Below are 24,770 nucleotides of genomic sequence, written 5' to 3'. Positions count from 1 at the left end.
AGTTCAGGAAACAAATTTTATGATTTGCTCATGGATGTCTTTAGTATCGTTATAGCCATTGTGAAGCAGTTCATAGAGTTTAACGGGGTCTTTTTCCAGTCGCCCGACGTCTAATTTCTTTGACGGTCTGATGACGAGTGCTTTACCTTCTTGTTCGAGCTGCTCAATCAACTCCAAGGTTTCATTGTAAACCTTGTAACGGTTCAACATGGTCTCCACCAACCTAGGGTAGTTCCGGTAAGTCAGCTTTAAAAGTCCGTTGAATTTTCCCGGACTCTTTCGGTAGTCTTTGTTTCTGGTTAAAACCACGATGTTTTTGGTGTTGCCGTCCTGCAGGGACTTCCTGATGGGTATGGAGTCGGAAAGTCCGCCGTCCAATAATTTATGACCTTTATAAGTAACTATGGGAGAGAGTATGGGCAGAGAAGCGGATGCTCTTAAGGCTTCAAATTTTTTACCCATCTCTTCTTTAGTCAAATAGACAGGCTTTCCGGTTTGGCAATCCGTTGTCCCCACTAAAAAGTTACAAGGCGAATTGTAAAAAGCCTCAAAATCAAAAAAGACATGTTTGTTGGGAATTTCATCGAAGATGAAATCCATCCCGAAATAGGATTTGTAGAGGAAGAGACTTCTAAAACTCATATAGCGCCAGTTCTTGACATAGTTGATAATGACTTTTTCGTTTCTTCCCGGTTGTTTGGAAATATAGGATACGGCATTACATGCTCCGGCGGATACTCCTATTATATAGTTGAAATATAGATCGTTTTGCATAAACCATTCCAGAACACCACAGGTGTAGAGCCCCCTCATCCCTCCGCCTTCTAATACGAGTCCGACATTTTTCATCTGAAACCACCTCATTTTCACTGACGATTATTCCGCCGCTTAGCTAATTAAATTCAAAATGCTTTAGCCTAAGATCCTCGGCCGGTCAAAGTAAGGAGAAATTTAAAATAGCTTGGAAGAATGAACCAAGTTGTACTATAATCATTTTATATTATTTTAGCAAATAAAGCACTTTGAAAGGAGTTTAAATGGCACATCGAACTTTAAAATCCGGGTACCGGCAATTGAGCGAACGCTTGAATCGCTTTCCTCAAGGGGCGCCTCCTACGGAATATTTTTTTCAAATATTGAAGGTTTTAATGAGTGAAAAGGAAGCGGCGATTTTGGCCAGGCTGCCGATAAAACCCTTTACGCTGCAGACTGCCGGTGAAATTCTCCGCCTGAATCTCCAAGATACTGAAAAGACTCTGACAGAACTGGCCTCCCGAGCCTTATTGCTGGATATTGAGGAGCCGAACGGAGAAAGGACTTTTGTTTTACCGCCGCCTATGGCCGGTTTTTTTGAGTTTTCCCTGATGCGTCTCAGAGGAGATCTCGATCAGAAGCTGCTTGCCGAACTTTTTTATCAATACTTAAACGTTGAAGAGGATTTTGTGCGCGAGCTCTTTGTCAGGGAGACAAAACTCGGCAGGATTTTTGTCAATGAACCGGCCTTGAACACTGTTAATGACCTGCACATCCTTGATTACGAACGCAGCAGTGAAATTATCAAGAAAGCCTCTCATATAGCCGTTGGACTCTGTTATTGCCGGCACAAGATGAGTCATATGGGGAAAGCGTGTGCTGCCCCCCTGGAGATCTGTATGACCTTGGGAGGGACTGCGGCGAGTCTGATAAAATACGGTTATGCCAGGGAAGTAAGTGTTGCGGAATGTATGGGTTTGCTCGAAAAAGCTTATGACCATAACCTTGTGCAAATTGGAGAAAACGAACAGGAAGGGCTGCCTTTTATTTGTAATTGCTGTGGCTGCTGCTGTGAGGCTTTGCTGGCTATTAAGAGGTTTGGCACTCTGAATACGATCAACACCACAAATTTCCTGCCGAAGATTGAGGAAGCCACGTGTAACGGCTGCGGAAGGTGCGTTTTGACCTGTCCGGTCGGGGCTTTGTCCCTCAGCACACAAACAGAAGAGAATGGGACTGTGCTGAAAAAGAGCAAGCTTGATGAGACGATTTGTCTGGGCTGTGGTGTTTGTGTTAAATCCTGTAACCGCGGAGCGATAAAACTCAAACACAGAGATAGGCGAGTGATAACGCCTGTCAATTCCGTTCATCGCATTGTCAGGCAAAGTATTGAAAAAGGGAAGCTTCAAGATCTCATTTTTGACAACCGGGCTATGTATAGCCATAGGGCCATGGCGGCAATACTGGGAGCAATCCTAAAAATGCCCCCCATAAAACAGATCATGGCCAGTGAACAAATGAAGTCTAATTATCTTTTAGCCTTGATCAAAAATTATAAAGGGTAACTCTTAAACAGTAAACTGTGCCTGCGGCACTAAAATAACCAAGGAAATCATCGCGTTGCCATAAGGGCAGGAGATCGGCTAAAGCCAGTCTTCTGCTCTTATTTATCGTATTATCGTATCTTTAAATTTACAAATAGGAAGACAATAAAGGGTTATTAAGTTTGTATGTCGAAATATGACATTGCCGGACCGGAAAGTCGGAAAATCCGGAAAATCAGACGGTATAAGTTACCTGTCCGGCAGCTTGCAATGTCAAAGGCTGGCACTGGCAGGAGAATTGACTTAACAGGGAAATGGAGTGTCATAGGATGGATAAAACACTTAAAACCTCAAATTCTGGCATAAATTTCAACATACGAATTAAATTGCGCTTAAGCTTCCTGGCTGTTATTTTACTGGCCTTTCTTGTCGGGGGAGTGGGATATTATGGCGTCCATAAAATCGATCTGGAAGCAAACGATCTGGGGAACCATTGGCTGAAAGCAACCAATGCTTTGTCCCAAGTGCTGGAAGATACGGAAGACATACAGCGCACTCTTTTGCTGGGCTTTATAGAACGAACAGACGCCACTGCTTACCAGGGTATCAAATTTAGCTTTACGACCTATCGGACGAAATGGGCAAAGGATTTCGCCACTTATACAAGTTATGTGACAACAGCGGAAGGGAAAACAAGAAATGAGGCTTTGCAGAAATCCTTCACCGCTTATATGACCGATGCTGAACAGGTGTGGAAATTAATAGAGGAGCAGAAAGACGCTGAGGCTAGTTCGGTCCTGACAGATAAAAGCAAGGTGAGTTTTGACCAGCTTCTTACAGATATGGAAGCTCAGATGTCTTTTATGGACCAAGGCGGGGCCCAAGCGGTGGCTGATGCTCAGGCAACAGACGGTTCTGTTTTGAAGCTGCTGATTGTGATTGTGATCCTTGCGCTGGTTGGCGGGATAGTTCTGGCGCTTGTGCTGGCCAGGAATATCAGCCGGCCCCTTGCTAAAGTGACGCAGGTTGCCCAGCGTGTGGCCGCAGGAGATCTGGACATTGAGATGCCGGCGATCAAAAATAAAGATGAAATCGGCTTTTTATCCCAGGCCGTCAGTGAAATGCTCCACTCCTTAAGAGATATCATCGGAGAAGTTTTAACCCAGTCCGCGAATGTGGCGACTACCAGCGAATCACTGACAGCGGCGGCAGAGGAAGCCACCGCCGCAAGCGAACAAGTTTCCGGTACCTTAGCGCAGCTTGCCGCCGGGGCAACGGATCAAGCCGCAGCGGTGAAAGATGCCGGTGCTGTCATGGAACAAATGTCTTCAAGTGCCCAGCAGGTGGCCGCCAATGCGGAGATCGTTAACCAAAGCAGTGAAAAAGCGGCACGAGCCGCTGGAGTCGGCCTTGTTCAAGCGGAAAATGCTGTGCAAAAAATTCAACATCTGCGTGACGCATCCGAGCAAGCCGCCGCTGCTGTGTTTCAATTGGAAGAACAGTCCGGGCAGATTGGGCAAATTGTCGATGTGATCAGGAATCTGGCAGAGCAAACCAATTTATTGGCTTTAAATGCGGCGATTGAGGCCGCGAGAGCGGGGGAACAAGGGAAAGGCTTTGCGGTTGTTGCCGAAGAAGTGAGGAAGCTGGCCGAGCAATCTTCGCTGTCAACAGCTCAGATAGCTGAGCTTATCGGCAATATTCAAAGGGAGACCAAACGGGCTGTAGAAATAATGGAGAAGGGTAAGGGCGATGTCGAAGCCGGAGTAGAGGCAGTTAATTTGGCTGGACATTCCTTTAAAACTATTGGCGAAGAGGTCAACACGGTTGCTGAGCAAATTCAGCAAGTTACTTCCGTTGCACAGCAAATGGCCAGCGGAACCGTTCAAGCCGTTCAAGTGGTGAGGAATATTGGAAGTATTGCGGAACAAGCGGCCCTTAGCACGGAAGAAGTCTCAACTGCTTCAGAGGAACAAGCGGCGACGATGGCATCAGTGAGTGAAGCGGCGGAAGCTTTGGCAGGGTTTGGCGATGGTTTAGCGTTATTAGTCGGCAAATTCAAAGTTTAAGGCTGACATTTCATTTTCTAAAATCTGTGTTATATTAGGACTATGGCAAAATTTATAGAAATATGGAGAAATGATGGTTGCTGAGTTTTAAGAAAATCGCCTTAAGGCCGGGATTAGTTCAGGCATTCAGCCGCAATTACGAGATACTTCTCGTAGATTTTTTGTTGCTGCTCAAAATATTCTACCTTAATTTCTTTATAGGAGTCACCTCATCTCTGAGCATGTCAGTCTGCTCCTTGGCAATTTTACTGGCCTTTTCGATTTGGACTTGTTTATTGACACCGAGGAGCAGAAGGACGGCACTATTTGTAGTGGCAGGTTTAATAAGCACCTTGTTATGGGTGGACTTATTATTCTATCGGATCTACCACACTGTTCTGTCAATTCCCGTGCTCTACGAGGCCGGACAAGTTGAGGGAGTGTCAGGCAGTATTGCGACGCTTATTAATAAAGGAGACATAGTTTTCTTTATCGATCTTCTGCTGCTGGCTTATCTGTTTTTTTTAAGAAAATCCAATAAGTATAGTTCCCCCATAGGGATTGTCAGGAGGATCGCCCAAGCCGTTTTGGTATTCCTGATATGTGGCTTGATTTTGGGCATACGCTTGAGGAGTGTCAGCCAATCTTTTGATCAAGATGCCTATATAGGCTTGAACTGGACCAATACAGTTCTTGAGCAAATGGGTATTATTAATTATCATATCCTGGATCTCTATCAATTTTTTAATGTTAAGGACGCCAAGGCCGATTTTGACGGCAAAGTGGGACTGCTGAAGACTTGGATGGAGCATCATCAGAGTCTCGAAGGCACTAATTTAAAAGGTGTTGCCCAAGGGAAAAATCTGATCGTGATTCAATTAGAGGCCATGCAAGGTTTCTTGATTAATAACTCCATCAATGGTCAGGAAGTCACGCCCAACCTTAACAAGTTGCTTAAAAGCAGTATGTATTTTGACAACTATTTTACACAAATTGCCGAGGGCACTACGTCGGATGCCGAGTTTATGTCCCTGAATTCCCTCTATCCGGCCGCTGAAGGTTCGTATTACATATTGAAACCGTTAAATACCTATTATTCCCTGCCCGCTGCCCTCAGAAATTCAGGCTTTACGGGCAGCTATGCTTTCCACGGCTATAAGCCGGAGTTCTGGAACAGAAATATCATGTACCCTTCGGAAGGATTTAATAAATTCTACAATGAAAATGATTTTCAGATCGATGAGAAGATGGGCATGGGTCTCTCGGATGAGTCCATGTTTAGGCAGACTCTGTCCATTCTTGAGCAAAAAAAACAACCCTTTTTCTCCTTTATTGTAACCTTGACGGCTCATTATCCCTGGGACGGTATTCCTGACAACAAAAAAGGATTAAATATCCCTCAAGGTGAGTTTAGCGATATGTTTGCCGATTATCTTCAAGCTCAGCATTATGCCGATGAGTCCCTGGGCAAATTTATGGACAATTTGCAGCAACAGGGAATTCTGGACAATTCCGTTGTGGTAATTTACGGTGACCATTTCGGACAGTATTTAAAAGATGAGGATATCCGGAAATTCCTCAACTCACCTACGCCCATTAATGATGATACTTCTCTTGAATTGCATAAAGTGCCGCTGCTTATTCATCTGCCCGGCGGAAACTATGCCGGTGTGCGTCATATTTCCGGAGGGGAGATGGATTTATACCCTACTTTGGCTAATTTATTCGGTTTGGATAAAGGCAAATTATTTTATTTTGGGCACGATCTCTTGAATATCAAGGAGGGATTCAGCGCCTTCAGAGTCTATGCGCCGGACGGTTCTTTCGCAACGGATAATTTATTGTATATTGCCAATAAAGACGGTATTTTTGAACACGGTGCGGCCTATGACCGTCAGACAGGGAAACAAGTTGACATCGAAAAGGCCAGAAGCGGGTATCAACGTGCTTTATGGCATCTTACCATGTCCGACCTCATTCTAAAGGTGAACGGTCTGCCCCAATTACTGAAAAAATAAAACCAAAGTTCTTTAGTTGCGACCCTATACAAGCCTTAAGGATTTAAGCTTTAAAGAGGATAGTGCCAAGATGCTGAAAATATTTTTTCTTCAAGATAAATTTAAGAACTCCGGGGTATTTGTAAAAGATGGCAACTGCCTTAAACTAAATAGAACAGTCGTTCTGGTTGTAATATCTTTGTTGGTCGCGCTCATTGGTTTGCTGTTTATATCCCATAATGAAGGCTATTATCATAAAACGATTGCTAAAGTTACAGCGCTGACGGACCAATACAGCTTGGACAAACAAACGGACAACCAAAGGATTCAAGCAGTAATCTTGAACGGCAGTTACAAAGGTCAGGAAGTAACCCTTGAAAATAAAGCGGCTAATTCTCAAGCTTTGAACTTGAAGTTCAAGATTAATGACGAAGTTTTCGTACAGGTTCAAGGGGATATAAACAAGCGGGCCATTTCTGCCGAAATAACAGGTTTCAAAAGAGACAATTATATTGCCTATGTGACGTTTATTTTTGTTGTCTTAATTCTAAGCATAGCAGGCTCTAAAGGCTTGAGGTCTTTAAGCAGTCTGGTTATTAATGTACTGATTATTTCCGTCGTCTTTGCTTTGTATTTGCGGGGAGGGAACCTTATTTTGGTTTCCTCCGTCGCCAGTTTTTTATTTATTTTCACGTCTTTGTTCCTTGTCGGCGGCATAAACAGAAAAACCTTTTCCGCAATTCTGGGCACAATCCTGGCTACTCTTATGGCGATGCTGATAGCGCTTGTCATCTTCAAAGCAACCGATGGCAACGGAATCCATTATGAAGAGATGGAATTTCTGACCTCCCCTCCGGAGCCGATTTTTATCGCGGAGATTTTGATCGGTACTTTGGGTGCGATCATGGATATCGCCATTACCATGTCAGCCTCGATACAGGAAATGTACAATAGGAATCCCCATGTTGAGAGGAAGCTTATACTAAACTCAGCCCGGGAAATCGGAAAAGATATTATGGGCACCATGACAAATACCTTAGTCTTTGCTTATTTCAGCGGCAGCATCCCGATGATTTTGCTTTGGCTTAAAAATGGTTATCCGTTATATGAGATTGTCAATATCAATATCTCCCTGGAAGTTATAAGAATTCTTACCGGCAGTATAGGGATTGTGATCAGCATTCCGATTACAATGTATATCGCTATGGTCCTTCTGAAAAATCACAAGATTGGACTGAGATCATGAGTGTGCAATTTTTATTGTTGAGCATCCTCTTTATCCTGATGGCTGTTATTGGCGGCAAGAGAGGCCTGAAAGCTTTTTTCTCCTTATGGCTGAACTTTCTGACCTTGTTTATGATGCTCATTTTAATATCTCTGAATATTGATCCGCTCAAAATAACCATATTGGGTTCGATTATTATTGGCTCGATTACTTTATTTTACATTAATGGAGTTAATAAAAAGACAGTCTCCTCCTTTCTGTCAGTAACTTTAGTCGTTCTGTTAACGATGATGCTCGTTTATAAAATAGCGGCGGCGGCTAAAATTCAAGGATTCAGCAGCGAACAATCGGAAACTATCTCTTACTTATCTCTGGACGTTCAGCTTGATTTCACAAAAATCGTGGTTTGTGAATTTTTAATTGGGTTATTGGGGGCAATGATTGATATTGCTATTTCCATCGCCTCGGCGATGAATGAGCTGTATGTCAATAAGCTGTTTACCACCCCCCAAAGCCTATTGATCTCGGGAATTAATATTGGCAAAGACATTTTGGGTACTATGACCAACACCTTGCTTTTTGCTTTTATCGGCGGATTTATGACCCTGGTAATTTGGTTCAGCAAATTCAATTACTCGCTCACAGATATCTTGAACAACAAGGTGTTCGGAGCGGAAATTCTGCAGGTTCTGTGCAGCGGAATAGGTATTGTCTTAATCATACCTGTCACGGCAATCATAACCTCAAGAATTTTGCTTAGGGATAAGTCCGGCAGCCCTTGTGACGATAGCGGCAAAAGTCCTTCATATTAAGAGCATGGAGCAGGCGATGATTATTCAAGAAACGCTGAAGCAACTCCCGCAATGCCCGGGAGTCTATCTAATGTTCGATTCACAGGAACATGTAATCTATAGAGCCCAGAGTTAAGAGGATTGTAGAGCGGATTACGCTTAGGTGTCCTTCTTAACTTCTTAAATTCTGCGGCGTTTTGTCCGCATGAGCACTTATACTTAAGGCCAGGAAGATTTTCTCATTGATATTGGGAGAGGATCTGGCTATAATAAGAACACAAGTTCGATACGAACCAAATATACGTACCGAGAGGTGGTCTGAATGCGAGATATTTGTGCTGAATGCGCTCAAAAAAAGTGTTGTCCGGAACCTTGTGAAGCTTGGCTGATTGCTCACAATCAATGCCCTGTATGTCGGAATAAACTTATACATACGGGAGGGTGTACGGAATGCATCACGGGCGACTGGGCGAAGTGTGGCTGACATGAAAGCAGTCATAGCTCCCAGCGAAATGACGATCAAAGAAAAGGCTTTGAACTCAAATTTGACAGCGGTATTGGTAAAGAACTTTTGCTTAAAATTTAATGCTTTTTTTGGAGCCTTTCCTGTTCAAAGCAGAGAAAGGCTCAATTTTTTTGTCGGCAGACCTTAATTCTAAGGTCAGAGACCTATAAATTTGAATGTTAAAAAAAATCACTATATTTATTTGTTATTATCGGATTATTTTTTATTATCGGACTATTAGTGACTATCCTGGAAGGAAAAGTATTACAAATGTGGAATGTATAAAGAATATGGAATTGAGGGTCGGACCACTAACTCTTTCGCTTACGCTGTTCAGCTTTAGAGAAGGGGTAAAATTTATGGGGGGTGCTGCTTTTGGTGACTAAAAAAATTAAAGTGCTTGGTTTTGCTGGAAGCCTACGTGAAAAGTCTTACAACAAGGCCGCTTTGCGCGCGGCTGCAGAGTTACTTCCTGAAAGTGCAGAAATGGAAATCCTGGACTTATCGTCGATACCGTTTTTTAATGAAGATCTTGAGGTTCAAGGGGTGCCTCAAATTGTTGCAGACTTTAAAGAGAAATTGGCAGCGGCTGATGCCTTTTTAATATCAACACCGGAATATAATTATTCCATACCTCCGGTGTTGAAAAATGCTTTAGATTGGGCCTCACGGGGGACTGAATTGCCTTTGAGCGGCAAATCTTTGGCCATCATGACGGCTACCTCAGGTGCCTTGGGGGGAGCGCACGTTCAGTACCATCTGCGACAGGTTTGCGGCAGCGTGGGGCTGAAAAACTTAACGAACCCCAAGGTCCTGATAACGAGTGCCGATAAAAAATTTAACCAAGAGGGAAAACTGACAGATGATTTAACCAAAAAGTCCATTGCCAAACTTTTGCAGGCCTTGGTTGACAAAGCCCAGGAAGGGCCAGTAGCCCCCAATGCGGCAAATGGCCTGTCCTATGCACGCTAAGGGTTAATGACTCAAATAGATCAGGCACGTTGAGCACGAAGGGATAGCAAACCTTCGTGCTTTTGTGTTGCCGGCATTTTTCTTGATAATAAAACACAATAAACTTAAAATAAGCTCACCGAATTAAATTTGCTTACATAAATCTTGAACATTATGGCTTAATTAAGCTAAAAGGCAATAATTCTCTGACGACTTTTGTTTTTGTTCATATTCAGTTCATAAAAGCAGAGTATAGTTCATCTCGTTGAAAAGATCTCTTGCTTAGGAACTATACTGAAAAGAAAAGGAGAGAGCTGAATGTCTCACGAAGGATCACAAATTGCAACGACTTCCCCTAATGCGCCCAAAACTGGTGATTGGCGTTCCTTTATTAACCTGCTTAGGCAAACCAAGCCGCCTAAATTGCTGTTGAGTATAGCAATTTTAATGAGTGTCGCCACGACCTGTGCCGGGCTCATCGTTCCCTTGTTTACCAAAAACCTTGTGGACAGTTTTTCCTTGAATTCCATAAACCGAACGCAAATTGTCACTTTAGTCCTTGTCTTTATCACTCAGGCAATTGCCGGCGGGCTTTCCATTTATTTATTAAATTATGCGGGCCAAAATGTCGTTGCCGCCTTAAGAGACCGATTGTGGAAAAAACTGCTGGTTTTACCCGTATCCTATTATGATAACAGCTTAAGCGGAGAGACGATCAGCCGCATGACCAATGATACCGGGGTGGTCAAGGGTCTGATCACTGAGAATTTAACGAATTTTTTTAACGGTATGATCTCTATTATTGGCTCGATTGTGATTCTTCTCTACCTCGACTGGAGAATGACCTTAGCAATGTTGATTGCTGTCCCTTTGTTAGTTCTCGTCTTGGTGCCCCTGGGGCGGCAGATGCATAAAATTTCCAAGGGGACACAGGACGAAACGGCTCGCTTTACGGCGGTTATCACTCAGGTTTTAGCGGAGATTCGCTTGGTGAAGGTTTCCAACGCCGAACCTAAGGAGTACAGCAACGGCAGGAAAGGAATCGGCAATCTTTTGCAATTCGGCCTAAAAGAAGCTAAAGTTCAGGCTTTAATTTCTCCGCTCATGTCCTTCGTCTTGATGGTGTTCCTGGTGATTATTATCGGCTACGGCGGAATGAGGGTCTCTTCAGGAGCTCTGACCTCGGGGGGACTGGTCGCTTTCATTTTGTATCTCATTCAAATTGTGATGCCCATGGGCCAGATCACGACCTTCTTTACTCAATTTCAAAAGGCTATGGGAGCGACGGAAAGGATCATCGCAACCCTGGGTCATTCCGAAGAGGAGCAAGAGGCGGGAATCCGGCTGCAGTATACCAATCAGGCGATTTCTCTGGAAAATGTGTCCTTTGGTTATGAAAGCGAAGAAGAGGTTCTCAAAGGCTTGAATTTCACTATAGAACCCGGTAAGGTCACCGCCATTGTCGGACCCAGCGGCGGCGGCAAAACAACACTGTTTTCTCTTCTGGAACGATTTTATCAACCGCAACAGGGAACGATAAAGCTGGGTCAGGACTCCATTGACAAATTTTCGCTGCAATCTTGGCGGAGCCAGATTGGCTATGTGTCTCAGGAAAGTCCGCTGATTGCCGGTACTATTCGCCAAAACCTTTGTTACGGACTAGCAAGAGAGATCAGTGACCAAGAGCTGGAGCGTGCCGCTAAAATGGCTTATGCCGATGGCTTTATTGCTGAACTTCCCGAGCAATATGAAACCGAAGTCGGGGAGAGGGGAATCAAATTGTCGGGCGGCCAGCGTCAGAGAATTGCCATTGCCCGGGCCTTGTTAAGGGACCCTAAAATTTTGATGCTTGACGAAGCTACTTCCAGTCTCGACAGCAAGTCGGAAATCGCTGTGCAAAAAGCTTTGGAAAACCTCATGAAAGGCCGGACAACTCTGGTGATCGCTCATCGCCTTTCCACAGTCGTTGATGCCGATAAAATTCTGTTCATCGAAAAGGGCAGGATAACGGGAAGCGGAACTCACGAGCAGCTTCTCCAAACCCACCGGCTTTACCGCGAATTTGCCGCCCATCAATTGCGTCTCAAAGAAGCAATCTGACCGTCGTGATAAAATTAAATCCTCAAGAAGAATACGAGATTTAGTTAATAAAACGTTTTAATAAACCAAACAAGCGAAAGGGAGAACTACCATGAGTGAGACAGCCAACCGAACATTACAAGTGCTCGGAGCGAAACTCTATTATAAGGTCTGCGGTTCAGGCCCCCTACTTTTGTTAATTCACGGAGGAAATGGCAACGCTGACGTCTACCACGGTATCGTCAGCCGGCTTGCCGAAGACTATACGGTCGTAACTTATGATCGCCGGGGACATTCGCGCAGTAAGCTTGAGGACTTGACAGAGGCTTATAGTATAGAGACCCAGAGCGACGATGCTCACCGCTTGTTAGCCGCCCTGACTGCCGAGCCGGCCTATGTCTTTGGCAGCAGTTCCGGCGCTGTCATCGGACTTGATCTGACCGCCCGCTATCCCGGGCAAGTACGGACGCTGATTCCCCACGAGCCTCCTTTGCTCCAAATCCTGCCCGAAGCTGAAAGGGTTCAGGCCCAGAAAATCCTGGGGAGTTTGGAAGAACACTATCACAGCGAAGGGGCGATCCCGGCTTTTATGAAATTCAACTCAGCCTTGGGTATGGGCATGAATGACCAGTCCCAGCAATTGAGCGCGGAACAACTGGCCTGGCTTGGTCTCAATCTGGAGTACTTTTTAGCCCGGGAAGCTCCGGGAATCCGCCGCTACATCCTTGATCCGGCAATTTTGAAAACTGTAACGTCACAGATCCTGCCCGCCGGTGGCCGTACCTCAAGGGAATTCTTCCCTTATCATTGTTCAGCCGCTCTGGCGGACTATCTGGGAACAAAACTTGTGGAGTTCCCCGGAAATCATATCGGTTATGTAACGGCCCCCCGGGAATTCGCTGCAAAGCTGCGGGAAATCCTGGCCGGCCAGGCTTGAACCAGTTATTAAATAACCTCCGAAGTTGGGACGGAATCTTATAGGGGATGAAGTAAATTGACGAAACTGCTGATGGTCGATGACGACCCGCATATTCGGGAATTGGTGTGCCTCTTTTTGGAAAAGGAGGGATTCAAGGTTTATGAAGCCGCTGACGGTCTGGAAGCTCTCACCTTGCTTGAAAAACTTAAAATAGATCTGGTCATTCTGGATATCATGATGCCGCACATGGACGGTTGGGAGCTCTGCCGGGAGTTGCGGGAGCATTATGACCTTCCTTTGCTCATGCTGACGGCCAAAGGAGAAACAGCTCAAAAAGTGAAAGGGTTCGAGCTTGGTACCGACGATTACCTCGTCAAGCCCTTCGATCCTTTGGAACTGATCGCCAGAGTGAAGGCTTTACTGAAACGCTACCGCATCTCTGCCTCTCAGAAAGTACAAATCGGGGAACTCCTGCTCAATCGCCAAACCCATGAGATATTCAGCGGCCATGAAATGCTCACGCTGCCTCTGAAGGAGTTTGAACTTCTTTTCAAACTAGCCAGTTATCCCGGCAAAACCTTTGCCCGGGAGCAATTGATCGAAGATCTCTGGGGCTACGACTATGAAGGGGACGAACGGACGGTTGACGTTCATATTAAACGCCTGCGCGAGCGCTTTCCGGAAGACCTGTATGCTTTTAAAATTACCACAATACGGGGACTGGGTTACCGCTTGGAGGTGCACTCATGAAAAAGCGCTGGCCGCTGCAAGCTGCGGCGGGAATCCTTGCCGTTCTGATTGCCTTATGCCTTTGCTGGTCAGCCGCTTTTTTCGCAACCCTTTTCATTTATAAACTCATAGGTATAAACCCCTCCGCCTTTGTGCGACAGCTGCTCAACTCTCTGCTCGGTTTCTTCTGCTTTGGCAATATTATATTTGTCATTGGCATGATTAATCGTCCTAAGCAAAGTGCCGTGTTTCAACCGATTATTGATGCTTTGCGACGAATTGCCAAGGGGGACTTTAACATTAACCTCAGCCTCGGACAGCGCAATCATCCCTACAGTGAAATTGTCGAGAGTATCAACCATATGGCGGGGGAATTAAGCCAGATCGAGCAAATGCGCCAGGAGTTTATATCCAATGTCTCCCACGAACTTCAGTCTCCCCTTACTTCCATCAGCGGCTTTGCCAAAGGTTTGAAAGATGACAATTTAAGCAGGGAAAAACGCCTGCATTATCTGGAGATTATTGAGACGGAGAGCCTAAGACTGGCTAAATTAAGTGAGAATTTATTGAAGCTTACCTCCCTGGAATCGGAGCACCATCCTTTTGAGTTAAAACGCTACCGTTTGGACAAACAGCTGCGGAAAATCGTTTTGGCCTGTGAGCCTCAGTGGGTGGAGAAGGCGCTTGTGCTCGATATCGATCTTGAGGAAGCCTCCATAGTGGCCGACGAGGAGCTAATGAGCCAGGTGTGGGTCAACTTAATTAACAACAGCATTAAATTCACGCCCAGAGAGGGATCAATCAGTGTTTGTATCAAGAAAGAGGAAAGTGAGACCGTTGTCCGCATAGCGGATACGGGGATTGGTCTCAGCGCTGAAGATCAGGCGCATATATTCGAACGTTTTTATAAAGCGGATAAGTCGCGAAACCGTTCCCAAAGCGGCAGCGGTTTAGGACTTGCCATCGTGAAAAAGATTGTCGACCTGCATCAGGGGACGATTGAGGTGAATAGTAAGCCGGGCGAGGGGACGGCTTTTAAAGTGTTTTTGCCCATTTCTTAGAAGATATAGCGGTGAGCTCAAATTAAAATAAGCGGCAGGGAATTTTAAGGCGAGGTAGAATATTAAAGTTAAGACAAAATAAAGATTAAAAGCAAAGAATTTGTCTAAATGAATTCAGACCGCGCTAAAATATGGCAGTGCGGCCATAAAGGAGGAGAAACATGGGGGCCCTAATTGCCGCTCTCGGTTTAAAAAATATTTTGCTTGTCGTTCTGGGGATTGCTGCTGTCGGCTTTGTCCTCAAAAAGTTATTCAAATTGGCTATTACCATAGCCGTGATTGCCGCACTTATACATTTTGGCTTGCCCATACTGCAAACTGTCATGGTAAAGTAAACAGCTTAACCTTGACCCTTGGTTTGAAGTATAGTTAAGCTGCATAGATTCCCTTTCAGCGCGGGATATTAAAAAAATAGCCTATGTTGAAAGGGGACTCCTAAATGCATGGAACCGTCTGGTCGTTATTGCCGTTTCTGGTTGTAATTCCGCTTGCCTTATTCACAAGACAGGTTCTGCCGGGGTTAGTTGTCGGTTTGTTTATCGGAGCGTATATGCTCAGTCCCACGCCTTTTGGGGGGATTGATACCGCCTTGCAGTATATTTTGAAAGAACTGGCGATTTCCGATAATCTGCGTCTGATTGTCTTTATGTACGGTTTTGGAGCTTTTGTCGGTTTGGTGCGTGTTACCGGGGGAGTCAGTGGTTTTGCCCGCCTTATGGAAGAGAAAATCCACTCGGGGCGGGGAGCTTTTATAGTAACCTGGCTTTCTTCTCTCCTCACCTTTATGGCCCCGGATTTTCGGATTATTACCGTAGGTCCGGTGATGAAACAGGTGTTTTCACGGCTTAAAGTTCCCGTCGATAAAGTCGCCTTTGTTGTTGATGCGACGGCAACACCTTTGTGTGCGATTATGCCCTTGGGCACTGTGTTTATTGGCTATTCCATTGGCCTTTTGAGCACGGTGAGCCGGCACCAGGGGGTTGTAACGCCTCCTTATAATCTGTTTTTATTGAGTATCCCCTTTAACTTTTTCTCTTTGGCGATGCTGGTCTTTGCCTTTCTTTATTCCTTTCGGAAAACGAAACCCGATAAAGCTCAGGCAAAAGAAGGCGAGCCCGCCTCTCAGCCTGTCGAATCTCTCGCTAAAATGAGAGCCCTGGGTTCGGCCCAGTTGGCCTATGGCGAAACCTCCATGGAATTGGCCATACATCCGCCAATGTTGACAAGAAAAAACAAGGTCAAGCGTGAATCCGAGATTTATCCGGACCCCGTTGAACTGGTTGCTGAGAAAGTTGCTCCCAACGCTCTCAATCTCATTGTCCCCCTCGCCCTTTTATTGAGCTTAACGCTGTTTTTTACCTGGTGGGACGGTCACTTGCATGCTTCCGGCTTGTTGGGGGCTTTAATCCAGGCTAACGCGGCCAAAGCAATGTTGGAAGCCTTGTTAACCACCTTGATAGTCTCCTTTGTCTGGTATGCCTTTCAAGAACAGCCGATCCAGCGCACGCTTTTCGGTTTTTTGCAAGGCGGCAATGAGATGATGGCGGTTAACGTTCTTTTAGTGTTTGTCTGGGCGGTCTCGGCAGTTTCCACGGATCTTGGCTTTGTGACTTATACGGAACGGACCGTAGGAAGTTTGGTACCGGCCGCCTTGATAGCACCGGCATTTTTTGTTCTGGGTTGCCTGCTTTCTTATGTCATCGGTTCAACCTTTGGCACCTGGGGTATCTTGCTGCCCTTGGGGTTTTCTCTGGCGACCACGGAACATGCCGCTTTGCCTCTCATCGCAGGGGCTGTGTTCGCCAGCGGTACTTTCGGAGGGTTTGTCTCTCCCCTAAGTGACAATACCGTGGCTATGGCAACCGTAATGAAAATTCCGGTGATGGATTACGCTAAGCTGAAACTGCGTTTGGGACTTATGGTCGCGGCCGTGTGCACGGTGATCTATGGCCTGGTGGGGTGGTTTTACCGGGGAGCCTGAGGTTTTTTGCTTGCCGGACGAGTGCTGCCGGTGAAGTTGACTGCTGACTGACATACCCGGCCAATATGAGCGCAACCTTAAGCGAACGGATTCCAATGATATAAAATGATATAAGATAAACACCCGGAGGTTTGTGAGGAGGAGTCTTCCGGTGGATCACCTGAAGATTAACGATGAAATTATTCCCTGTGAAGAACGCCGAAGTAAAGGGTATCGCAGGGTTACCCTAAGCATCTTGGATGATCGTGTCCGAATTTCCGCGCCTAAACATGTGTCGGCCAAACAGCTTAAAGAACTATTGCTGGCCAAGCAGGAGTGGATTTTAACCCACTGGCTGGAAAGCCGCCAAAAGCAGGTTCGTTCCTCAAGGCAATATCTTGACGGCGAACACTTTCCTTACCGGGGGCAGGTTTTAGAACTTCGTCTCAGACGATACGCCCAGCGCTCAATTCGGGTAAGCTTGGAGGGCTTGATTCTCAGAGTGGATTTGCCCCAGGATTTAGCTGAAGTTCAAGGTTCGGCCGATGTTCCGGGCGCTGTTATGGCCTGGTATAAGGTTCAGGCGCGCAAGGTACTCAAGCATAAGCTTGATGAACAGGCGCAGCGTATGCAAGTCATTTATCAGGAGTTTCGGCTGAAAGATCAGAAGACAAGGTGGGGGAGTTGTTCTACTCGGGGAAATTTAAATTTAAATTGGCGAATCATTATGGCCCCGGAAGAAGTCATTGATTATCTGGTTATTCATGAACTGGCGCATCTGACGCATCCCAATCATTCGGAGCGATTCTGGCAGCGGGTACGGGCGTTTATGCCGGAATATCCGACTTGGAAAAAGTGGCTGAAGGACCATGGGCAAGAATTAGTGCTCTGAACAGGTTTGCCTCGGCAACCCCGGCCAAACAGCAAAACAGCCAAGCGGCGGTCAGTCCTGAGGACTTGCCGCCGCTTGGCTGTTTAAGCTATCAGAAATTATGTTTAAGTTCTAAGGCTTTTGTGAGACTGTTCAGCGGCGGTAAAGTAATTCTCGGCAAAGTCAAGCCACAAACGTGCGGCGTGAGACATGGAACGGCCTCTTTTCCAGATTATGGACATACTGTGGATGATTTGTGGCTCTGTTAAGGGAACAGAAACAATACGCTCAGTGTCCAGTTCTTTGCATACCGCGCTGGGGAGAAAAGCAATGCCCAAATTAGCGGCCACCATCTGAGTCATCAGCTCCAGCTGTGAGGTCTCGAAAATAACGTTCGGAGAAAAACCTACACTTCTGCACTGATTGATAATTTCATCATGAAGACTGAAATCTTTACTGTATAAAACAAAGGATTCGTTGGTCAGAGAGGCCAGCTCAATGGCAGGAAACTGGCTTAAAGGATTCTGCGCAGAGATGATCACAAAGAGAGGGTCTTGGGAAAAAGAAAGGGAGTCATAATATTGATGATCCGGTACTATGCAAACAACTCCGGCATCTAAGGTTCCGTCATTAATGGCCTGGGCTACTTTTTTGGAACCGTATTCCGCCAGATTAATTTCGATCAGCGGGTATTTCTTTTTAAATTCTCCCAATAACTCCGCAAAGATAGTGGAGCTGGTTATGGGCAGCAAACCGATGGAAATTTTGCCTTTTTCCATTTTGACCTTAGTTTCAAATTCAGTCGTGAGATTCTGAAACATGTCGACAACTTGCTGTGCTTGTTCAAAAAAGATGACGCCGGTGTCGGTTAATTGGACATATTTAGAATTGCGGTTAAACAGAGAAGTACCTAATTCCGTTTCTAAATCTTTTATCATTTTGCTGATGGCTGATTGGGACACGTGGCTTATAAGGGCGGCCTTGCTAAAACTTTTCTGACGGGCAACTTCTACGAAATATTCCAGATGTCGGATATCCATTATAAACACCTCCAAATTCAGTTTAATATCTATTTATGTCATAGTAAAGACTTCAATTATATGTTTTACTTATGGAAGGGCTGGATTTAATTCTTGGAGGGGCTTGATTAAAAATGCAAAACTGAGCAGCCCAACCCCGGCAAGGAGCTAGACGCTCAGTTTTCAGAGCAAATCAGAATGGCATTGGTAACTCAGAACTGGAGTGTTGGCGGCACTTCAGTTTTTTGTTAGAGTTAACTTCTCATTCAATGATTCGTGATGCTTTAAATTATATAAGATAACTTTGCTTCAGGCAATGCTTGACTTATAAATTTAACGCACTTTAGCTGTTCTTAAAAAGAAAATACTGATTTAGTTGGAGGAATGTGTCAACTTTTGTGGAAAACTGAAACGATTGCAATGAAACTGTATTTAGAACAGGAGGAACATTATGACGAGTAATCTTATGAATTATTTTAAAAATGATAGATTTGCGGCGCTGGTAGGGATAAAGCTGGTTGAAGTAGGACCAGGTTATGCCAAGGCGTCCCTGGAAATCGGCGAACAGCATTTAAATGCCGTCAATATCGTCCAAGGCGGAGTTATATTTACCTTGGCGGATTTCGCCTTTGCGGCGGCCGCCAATTCCTACGGGCAAATTTCTCTGGGGATCAACGCTAATATTTCCTTTTTCCAGCCTCCTAAAGGGAAAATGCTGTTTGCTGAAGCTGAAGAAATTTCCGGCAGCAAGAAGATTTTAAATTATAACGTTGACGTCTTTGATGAATCAGCGGCCTTGATAGCCAGGTTTACCGGTATGGCCTATAGAAAAAAGGATGCCCTGGATTGAACTTAAAGGCTTTGATCTCAAGGATTATAGACGGGGCGGCCTAAGGAATAAGAAAGCATAAGCGTTCTCAATCTCACATTGATAGTGATAGGAGAGCGCTTTTTGCTTGTAAATCTCTTTTAGTTAGGGACTTTTCCTCAGTGCTGATGTTTAATTATTCAAATGTTGCAGGAATTTAGACAAGTCAGACGAATTATTAGACTAGAGACTTATGATGGGGGGAAGGCAATGAAATTCCGTGCATACCTGATTCTTTCAATTTTCTTGCTTGTCGTCACCCCCATTGTCATCACCGGTTTTGTGACGATGGAAGCCGCGGAGAAAGCCTTACAATCCCAAGCCCTGCAAACAGGGTATGCTCTTAGCCTCGAACGGACGGAAATATCCCACCTGCGGGAAAACATTATTTATATTCTAATTATCGGGACAGTCGTTAGTCTGTCGGGAGCGGGGATTTTTACCAGCGAATTGTCCGGTTCCGTTAATAAAATAAAGCAAGGGCTTGATGCTTTAAGCCATGACACCAACCTTATTTTGCTTCCTCAACGGGGCATTTTAGGGGAAATAGTTGCCTCAATTAACCAATTGGCGGAGAAGCTCCGGGAAACCCGCAGTCATCGGGATGCTTTGCTGAAAAGCAGTCCCAACGGAATTATTACTGTGGATAAAAATGGCAAGATTATTTTGTTTAACCCTGCGGCCTCAATTTTAACCGGCATTTCCCAGGAAAAGGCTTTGGGCAAGAAGTATTCCGACCCGGAATTAACGCTGCCCATTGGCCATTTAATCGCTGCAACCTTGGCTGATTGCGAGCCTGTTTTGGCCAAGGAAGAAATCCTTTTGCGGCCTGATGGGAATTCCCTGGCTGTCGCGGTTTCCACCTCGCGGATGCATGATTTCCATGAGGAGCTAATAGGAGTGCTGGCGATCATGATTGATCTGCGTGAAAAGCGTCTTTTAGAAGCCCAGGTCCTGCGGGCTAATCGCCTGGCGGGTCTGGGCGAATTGGCGGCGGGCATTGCCCACGAGATACGCAATCCCCTCACAGCCGTTAAAGGCTATTCCCAGGTCCTGGAGGATGAGTTGGAGCCTGCTGATCCTAAACGGGAGTATACGGGAGTCATTGTCAAAGAAGTAAACCGCCTGGACAAAATTGTGCAGGGGCTTTTAGACTTTGCCAGACCCTCCGCCAGTCGTTTTGAAGCGGCAAATCTCAATGAAGTGCTTGAAGAAACCTTGGCCTTAGTCGGAACTCCATCCTTCAAGCGGCGAATCCTGGTGCAGAAAGACTATGCGGATAATGTCCAGGCAGAAGTGGATAAGGAACAGTTCAAACAAATTTTACTCAATTTGTTGCTGAATGCCAGTCAAGCTATTCCCGGACAGGGCACGATCAAGATTACCACTCAGTGCGCAGAGTCCAATGTTTCCGTCAGCATTCTTGATTCCGGCGTGGGGATTGCGGCAGGAACCCTTGATAAGCTCTTCGACCCTTTTTTTACAACCCGCGAAAACGGTACCGGCCTGGGCTTAGCTATCGCTCATCAATTAATGGAACTTCATGGCGGAAGGATCGAAGTACGCAGTGAAATCAATGTTGGGACAGAATTCAAACTCATTTTACCGCTGAAGCAAGGGGGCATCCTTGATGGCTGAAGTTAAGGGGTCTATTTTAGTCGCTGATGACGAAGAAAGCGTCCGCAATTTAATCCGCCGGGTGTTAACGAAAATGGACTATGCAGTGGAAACTGCTTGCAACGGGGAAGAAGTCCTTGCTCAAATTAAGAAACAGGCCTTCGATCTTTTGATCATGGATATTCGCATGCCGAAACTGGACGGTATGGAAGCTTTTAAGGCCTTGCGGATTGACTATCCGAGTTTGCCTATTATCATGATTACGGCTTACAGCACGGTGGAAACGACGCTGGAAACTATGCGCCTGGGAGCTTTCGATTATTTGACCAAACCGTTTGATGTATCCGAAGTAAAAATGGCTGTAGAAAAGGTATTTTCTTCATGCTTGGAAAACGCTGATCTTCAGGATGCTCCTGTCAAAGCTCCCAATCGCCATATTAAGGCTTTTGTCGGTTCCAGCCCCTTAATGCAGGAAGTATTTAAGACGATCGGCCGGGTCAGCGCCAGCGATTCGTCTGTTTTAGTCCAGGGGGAGAGCGGAACCGGCAAGGAATTAGTGGCGCGCACAATTCATCAATACAGCAACCGCAAAAACAAGCCTTTTGTTACCGTCAACTGCGGCGCTATCCCTGAAGGAATTTTGGAAAGCGAATTTTTCGGACATGAAAAGGGAGCTTTCACTGGGGCACACCAGCAAAAAATAGGGAAATTGGAACTGGCCGACGGAGGAACGATATTTCTCGATGAAATCGGAGAAATGAGTCCCTCTTTGCAGGTTAAGCTCCTGCGGGCTTTGCAGGAAAGGGAATTTGAGCGGGTCGGCGGCAATGAAAAAATAGTTGTTGATGTTCGGATCATTGCGGCAACCAATAAAAACCTGCGCCAAAGCATTCAGGATAAGAGCTTTCGGGCAGATTTATTCTATCGTTTGAACGTTGTTTCCATCCTTATCCCCCCTTTGCGGGAAAGAAAAGAAGACATCCCGCTCTTAGCGGCCTATTTCCGGGATAAGTTCTGCGGGAAATTGGGCATAGAACCGAAAACCATCTCCAAAGAAGTGCTCAATGTCCTGCAGGCTTATGATTGGCCGGGGAATGTACGTGAACTGGAAAATATGCTGGAACATGCGCTGGTTATGAGCAAAGGACGGGTTATTCTGGTCGAGGACCTGCCGGAGGAAGTGCTCAGCAGCCAGAAGGCTTATGGCACGGAAACAGGGACGAAACAAGAAACCTTGCGTTCCATGGTTAAATCCCTGGAGAAAGAAGTTATTGCCCAAACCTTGCAGAAAACCGGAGGAAATAAACTCCAGACAGCGAAACTGTTGGACATCAGCAGACGTGCTTTGCAATATAAAATCGAAGAATACGGCTTAGAGAATCGAGAGAATAGCTATGAACAAGAATAACGGACAGCAGGCGGGATATTTCCGGCAAAAGACGCGCTATTGGTTTTCTGAAGCGATTACCCGCCAACAGGGATTGGTCCTTTTGGCTGCCTGGATCGGCTGGGTATTCGATTCCATGGATTCAACCATTTATGCTATGGTTATGCCTTCGTCCTTGCAGGATTTACTGGGCTATTCGGCTTCCAAGGCCGATGTGGCCTCCCGCGGGGGGATCATCTTAGCCATTTTCCTTGTCGGCTGGGCCTTGGGGGGGACCCTTTTCGGCACTCTCGCCGATTATTTCGGCCGCAGCAGAACTCTGGCCATATCCATTCTCTTTTACGCCGTTTTTACGGGAGTGGCGGCCTTGTCTCAAAGCTGGGAACAGCTGGCTTTGTTTCGTTTCCTGACGGCCCTGGGCATCGGGGGAGAATGGGCTGCCGGCTCGGCCTTAGTCGCGGAATCTTTTGCGGATCAGGATCGTTCCAAAGTTCTGAGCTTTATGCAAAGCGCCTGGGGAGCAGGGTTTTTCCTGGCGGCAATTGTCAATTTGCTGATCGTCCCCTGGGCTACGGGCCACCAATTTACACCCTGGCGCGCCGTCCTGATGATTGGGATTTTTCCCGCCTTGTTTGCAGCCTTTGTCCGTGAAAAGGTAAGTGAACCTGAAAAATGGCTGCTCATTCAGAAAGAACGGGAAAATCTCAAATTATTGGGCAATCAGCCTGAAGGTGCAAGCAAGAATCTTACGGTCTTAACGCTCAAACAGATATTTTGGCCGGAGCTGAGACGGGATACGATCGTGGGCACGCTTTTGGCCTTTTCCGCCACCTTTGGACTCTGGGCTGTGACAAACTGGACTCCTACCTTTGTTGAGGAATTGCTGCGCGTACATCAGACTTCCGAGGATATTATCTCTAATTATAAAAGTTATGCTATCATGGCCCTCAATATCGGAGCTATCTTAGGCTATGTGCTGTTTGGGCCGCTGGCCGACCGGATCGGACGCAAACCGACGTTCTTGTTTTTTTTCCTGGGAAGCATCTTGCTGGCGCCCTATATTTTTTATAATGTCACCAACTATGCAACCCTGCTTTTGCTCCTGCCGGTGCTGGGCTTTTTTAACAACGGTATTTTCTCAGGATTTCCGATTTATCTGGCTGAACTTTACCCCACGCGGCTGCGGGCTACCGGCCAGGGATTTTGCTTTAATTTCGGCAGGATTTTGGCCGCGACCGGTCCGCTCTTGACCGGCTTTCTGGTCAATAGTTTCGGCTCCTACGCTAAAGCGGTTGCAGCGGTGTCCCTGATTTATATTGTCGGGATTATTACGCTTATTTGGGCCAGAGAAACGAAAGGCAAGCCCTTGCCGGACTGAATTGCAAGCGGACTGGGCAGCCTTGGGGAGCTGTAATGAATTTAGCTTACTGACAACTATCCGGGAGTACAATATTGGTAGCTTTAGAGTTTGATTCTAACAAAAGAGGAGATAGGGTAATAAACCTTATCTCCTCTTTTGTTAGATTTTCACTTCTTCCCAAGTTCTTCCCCCATCTTGCTCCGAATAGAACTTTAATTCTTTTAATAAAATATCCCTGTTGGAATAACTTGGATCATAGCATATCATATTTGCCGTACTCCAAAAAGAGAAGACATCTTTTTACAATGGGGACGGTCCTTTTTATACATTCGGCAGAATTATGGCCGCAACCGGGAATCGTCACGCTCTTTTGGGCCAGGGAAACGAAGGGCAATCCTTTGCCGGGCTGAATTGCTAGGGCAGCATAAACTTTCCAGTATTTATACCGTTGTTATGGGAATTATTACTGAAAAGGAGTGATTAATTTATGAGAAAGATAAACGATAGAATTTATCTCGGTATAGTTTCTGGTGCCGTTGGTTTTTTAGCTCAGAATCTTATTGACACCATGGCATCTAAAATGAAAATTTCCCAACGCTCCTATTGGTCAACTGCCGCAGGGGTATGGGTATCTTCGCGCAGAGAGTCACAAAAGTGGACGGGACAGTTTCTGGGAGCCTTAATGAACTTGGGTTTAAGTATGGTTGGGGGAGTAAGCGTTGTGGCAATTTTATCGAAATATGGACGAGACAAATTAGTCCCGAAAGGCATCTTCTTTGGAGTTACTTTTGGAGCCATGATAACTGCCCTGCTCAGCGGTTTTGCTTCCAACAAAATTAAGCCCAAAGATGCTAAAAGCAATCTCTCTTACATTTTAGCGAATGCCGCGTTTGGTTTAACTTCAACTTTGACAGCAGCAAAGTTGGGTGCTGATTCCCTATTTGATGTTATGCCCCAAAATAACTACTTGCAACCGACGAATAAAACGACAGAGCAAAGAACAAAAGGAAAAGATATTAATAGCGTTCAGCCCATTTATTCGGATATTTCCCCTAATTTGGAGGAAACCCCCATAATGTAAATGCA

General features: G+C 45.6%; 20 protein-coding genes. 18 read left to right on the top strand and 2 right to left on the bottom strand.

Features of this window, described 5'->3' with window-relative positions; all coding sequences use genetic code 11:
• Positions 1 to 3: 3 nt before the first annotated feature.
• Positions 4 to 849 (bottom strand): patatin-like phospholipase family protein, encoded by an 846-nt coding sequence (locus tag REC12_RS16250; protein ID WP_308896276.1) that lies wholly within the window; start codon positions 847 to 849, stop codon positions 4 to 6.
• A 188-nt stretch (positions 850 to 1,037) separates the two neighbouring features.
• Between REC12_RS16250 and REC12_RS16245 the strand changes: the two genes are divergently transcribed.
• The 13 genes from REC12_RS16245 (at position 1,038) to REC12_RS16185 (ending at position 17,454) form a co-directional block, all read left to right on the top strand.
• Positions 1,038 to 2,318, top strand: a complete 1,281-nt coding sequence (locus REC12_RS16245) for a 4Fe-4S dicluster domain-containing protein (RefSeq protein WP_308896275.1) — start codon at positions 1,038 to 1,040, stop codon at positions 2,316 to 2,318.
• 308 nt (positions 2,319 to 2,626) lie between these two features.
• Positions 2,627 to 4,366, top strand: coding sequence for a methyl-accepting chemotaxis protein (locus tag REC12_RS16240; protein ID WP_308896273.1), 1,740 nt, complete (start codon positions 2,627 to 2,629; stop codon positions 4,364 to 4,366).
• Positions 4,367 to 4,443: 77 nt separating this feature from the next.
• Positions 4,444 to 6,363, top strand: coding sequence for an LTA synthase family protein (locus REC12_RS16235; RefSeq protein WP_308896271.1), 1,920 nt, complete (start codon positions 4,444 to 4,446; stop codon positions 6,361 to 6,363).
• Positions 6,364 to 6,433: 70 nt separating this feature from the next.
• The gene (locus REC12_RS16230; RefSeq protein ID WP_308896269.1) at positions 6,434 to 7,588 is read left to right on the top strand and encodes a YibE/F family protein; all 1,155 of its coding nucleotides are present in this window, start codon (positions 6,434 to 6,436) and stop codon (positions 7,586 to 7,588) included.
• Positions 7,585 to 8,379 carry a YibE/F family protein gene (locus REC12_RS16225; RefSeq protein ID WP_308896268.1) on the top strand — a complete coding sequence of 265 codons (795 nt, stop codon included), beginning with the start codon at positions 7,585 to 7,587 and terminating at the stop codon, positions 8,377 to 8,379. The genes REC12_RS16230 and REC12_RS16225 overlap by 4 nt, the downstream gene beginning before the upstream one ends.
• 862 nt (positions 8,380 to 9,241) lie before the next feature.
• A complete protein-coding gene (locus REC12_RS16220; RefSeq protein ID WP_308896267.1) occupies positions 9,242 to 9,835 on the top strand; it encodes an NADPH-dependent FMN reductase in 594 nt (197 codons plus the stop codon).
• A 297-nt stretch (positions 9,836 to 10,132) separates the two neighbouring features.
• A complete protein-coding gene (locus REC12_RS16215; RefSeq protein ID WP_308896265.1) occupies positions 10,133 to 11,914 on the top strand; it encodes an ABC transporter ATP-binding protein in 1,782 nt (593 codons plus the stop codon).
• 91 nt (positions 11,915 to 12,005) lie between these two features.
• A complete protein-coding gene (locus REC12_RS16210; protein WP_308896263.1) occupies positions 12,006 to 12,830 on the top strand; it encodes an alpha/beta fold hydrolase in 825 nt (274 codons plus the stop codon).
• Between the two features lie 57 nt (positions 12,831 to 12,887).
• Positions 12,888 to 13,562 (top strand): response regulator transcription factor, encoded by a 675-nt coding sequence (locus REC12_RS16205; protein WP_308896261.1) that lies wholly within the window; start codon positions 12,888 to 12,890, stop codon positions 13,560 to 13,562.
• Positions 13,559 to 14,602 (top strand): ATP-binding protein, encoded by a 1,044-nt coding sequence (locus REC12_RS16200; RefSeq protein WP_308896259.1) that lies wholly within the window; start codon positions 13,559 to 13,561, stop codon positions 14,600 to 14,602. The genes REC12_RS16205 and REC12_RS16200 overlap by 4 nt, the downstream gene beginning before the upstream one ends.
• A 161-nt stretch (positions 14,603 to 14,763) precedes the next feature.
• Positions 14,764 to 14,937 (top strand): hypothetical protein, encoded by a 174-nt coding sequence (locus tag REC12_RS16195; RefSeq protein ID WP_308896258.1) that lies wholly within the window; start codon positions 14,764 to 14,766, stop codon positions 14,935 to 14,937.
• Positions 14,938 to 15,041: 104 nt separating this feature from the next.
• Positions 15,042 to 16,583 carry a Na+/H+ antiporter NhaC family protein gene (locus REC12_RS16190; RefSeq protein WP_308896256.1) on the top strand — a complete coding sequence of 514 codons (1,542 nt, stop codon included), beginning with the start codon at positions 15,042 to 15,044 and terminating at the stop codon, positions 16,581 to 16,583.
• Between the two features lie 151 nt (positions 16,584 to 16,734).
• Positions 16,735 to 17,454: a M48 family metallopeptidase gene (locus REC12_RS16185; protein WP_308896254.1), complete on the top strand. Its 720-nt coding sequence runs from the start codon at positions 16,735 to 16,737 to the stop codon at positions 17,452 to 17,454.
• Positions 17,455 to 17,558: 104 nt separating this feature from the next.
• On the opposite strand, the gene REC12_RS16180 is transcribed toward REC12_RS16185, so the two are convergent.
• The gene (locus tag REC12_RS16180; RefSeq protein ID WP_308896251.1) at positions 17,559 to 18,473 is read right to left on the bottom strand and encodes a LysR family transcriptional regulator; all 915 of its coding nucleotides are present in this window, start codon (positions 18,471 to 18,473) and stop codon (positions 17,559 to 17,561) included.
• A gap of 430 nt (positions 18,474 to 18,903) precedes the next feature.
• Between REC12_RS16180 and REC12_RS16175 the strand changes: the two genes are divergently transcribed.
• The 5 genes from REC12_RS16175 to REC12_RS16155 all read left to right on the top strand — a co-directional run bounded on the left by REC12_RS16175 (position 18,904) and on the right by REC12_RS16155 (position 24,765).
• A complete protein-coding gene (locus REC12_RS16175; RefSeq protein WP_308896249.1) occupies positions 18,904 to 19,302 on the top strand; it encodes a PaaI family thioesterase in 399 nt (132 codons plus the stop codon).
• Between the two features lie 228 nt (positions 19,303 to 19,530).
• Positions 19,531 to 20,958, top strand: a complete 1,428-nt coding sequence (locus REC12_RS16170) for an ATP-binding protein (RefSeq protein WP_308896247.1) — start codon at positions 19,531 to 19,533, stop codon at positions 20,956 to 20,958.
• Positions 20,951 to 22,345 (top strand): sigma-54-dependent transcriptional regulator, encoded by a 1,395-nt coding sequence (locus REC12_RS16165; protein WP_308896245.1) that lies wholly within the window; start codon positions 20,951 to 20,953, stop codon positions 22,343 to 22,345. Before REC12_RS16170 ends, REC12_RS16165 begins: the two co-directional genes overlap by 8 nt.
• Positions 22,332 to 23,702, top strand: coding sequence for an MFS transporter (locus REC12_RS16160; RefSeq protein WP_308896242.1), 1,371 nt, complete (start codon positions 22,332 to 22,334; stop codon positions 23,700 to 23,702). Before REC12_RS16165 ends, REC12_RS16160 begins: the two co-directional genes overlap by 14 nt.
• A gap of 469 nt (positions 23,703 to 24,171) precedes the next feature.
• Positions 24,172 to 24,765: a hypothetical protein gene (locus tag REC12_RS16155; RefSeq protein WP_308896240.1), complete on the top strand. Its 594-nt coding sequence runs from the start codon at positions 24,172 to 24,174 to the stop codon at positions 24,763 to 24,765.
• The last annotated feature ends 5 nt before the right edge of the window (positions 24,766 to 24,770 follow it).

This window comes from Candidatus Desulfosporosinus nitrosoreducens (assembly GCF_030954495.1).
GTDB classification, from domain to species: domain Bacteria; phylum Bacillota; class Desulfitobacteriia; order Desulfitobacteriales; family Desulfitobacteriaceae; genus Desulfosporosinus; species Desulfosporosinus nitrosoreducens.
The sequence above is the reverse complement of the archived record's forward strand: the minus strand, read 5'-3'. Positions and strand labels throughout refer to the sequence as shown.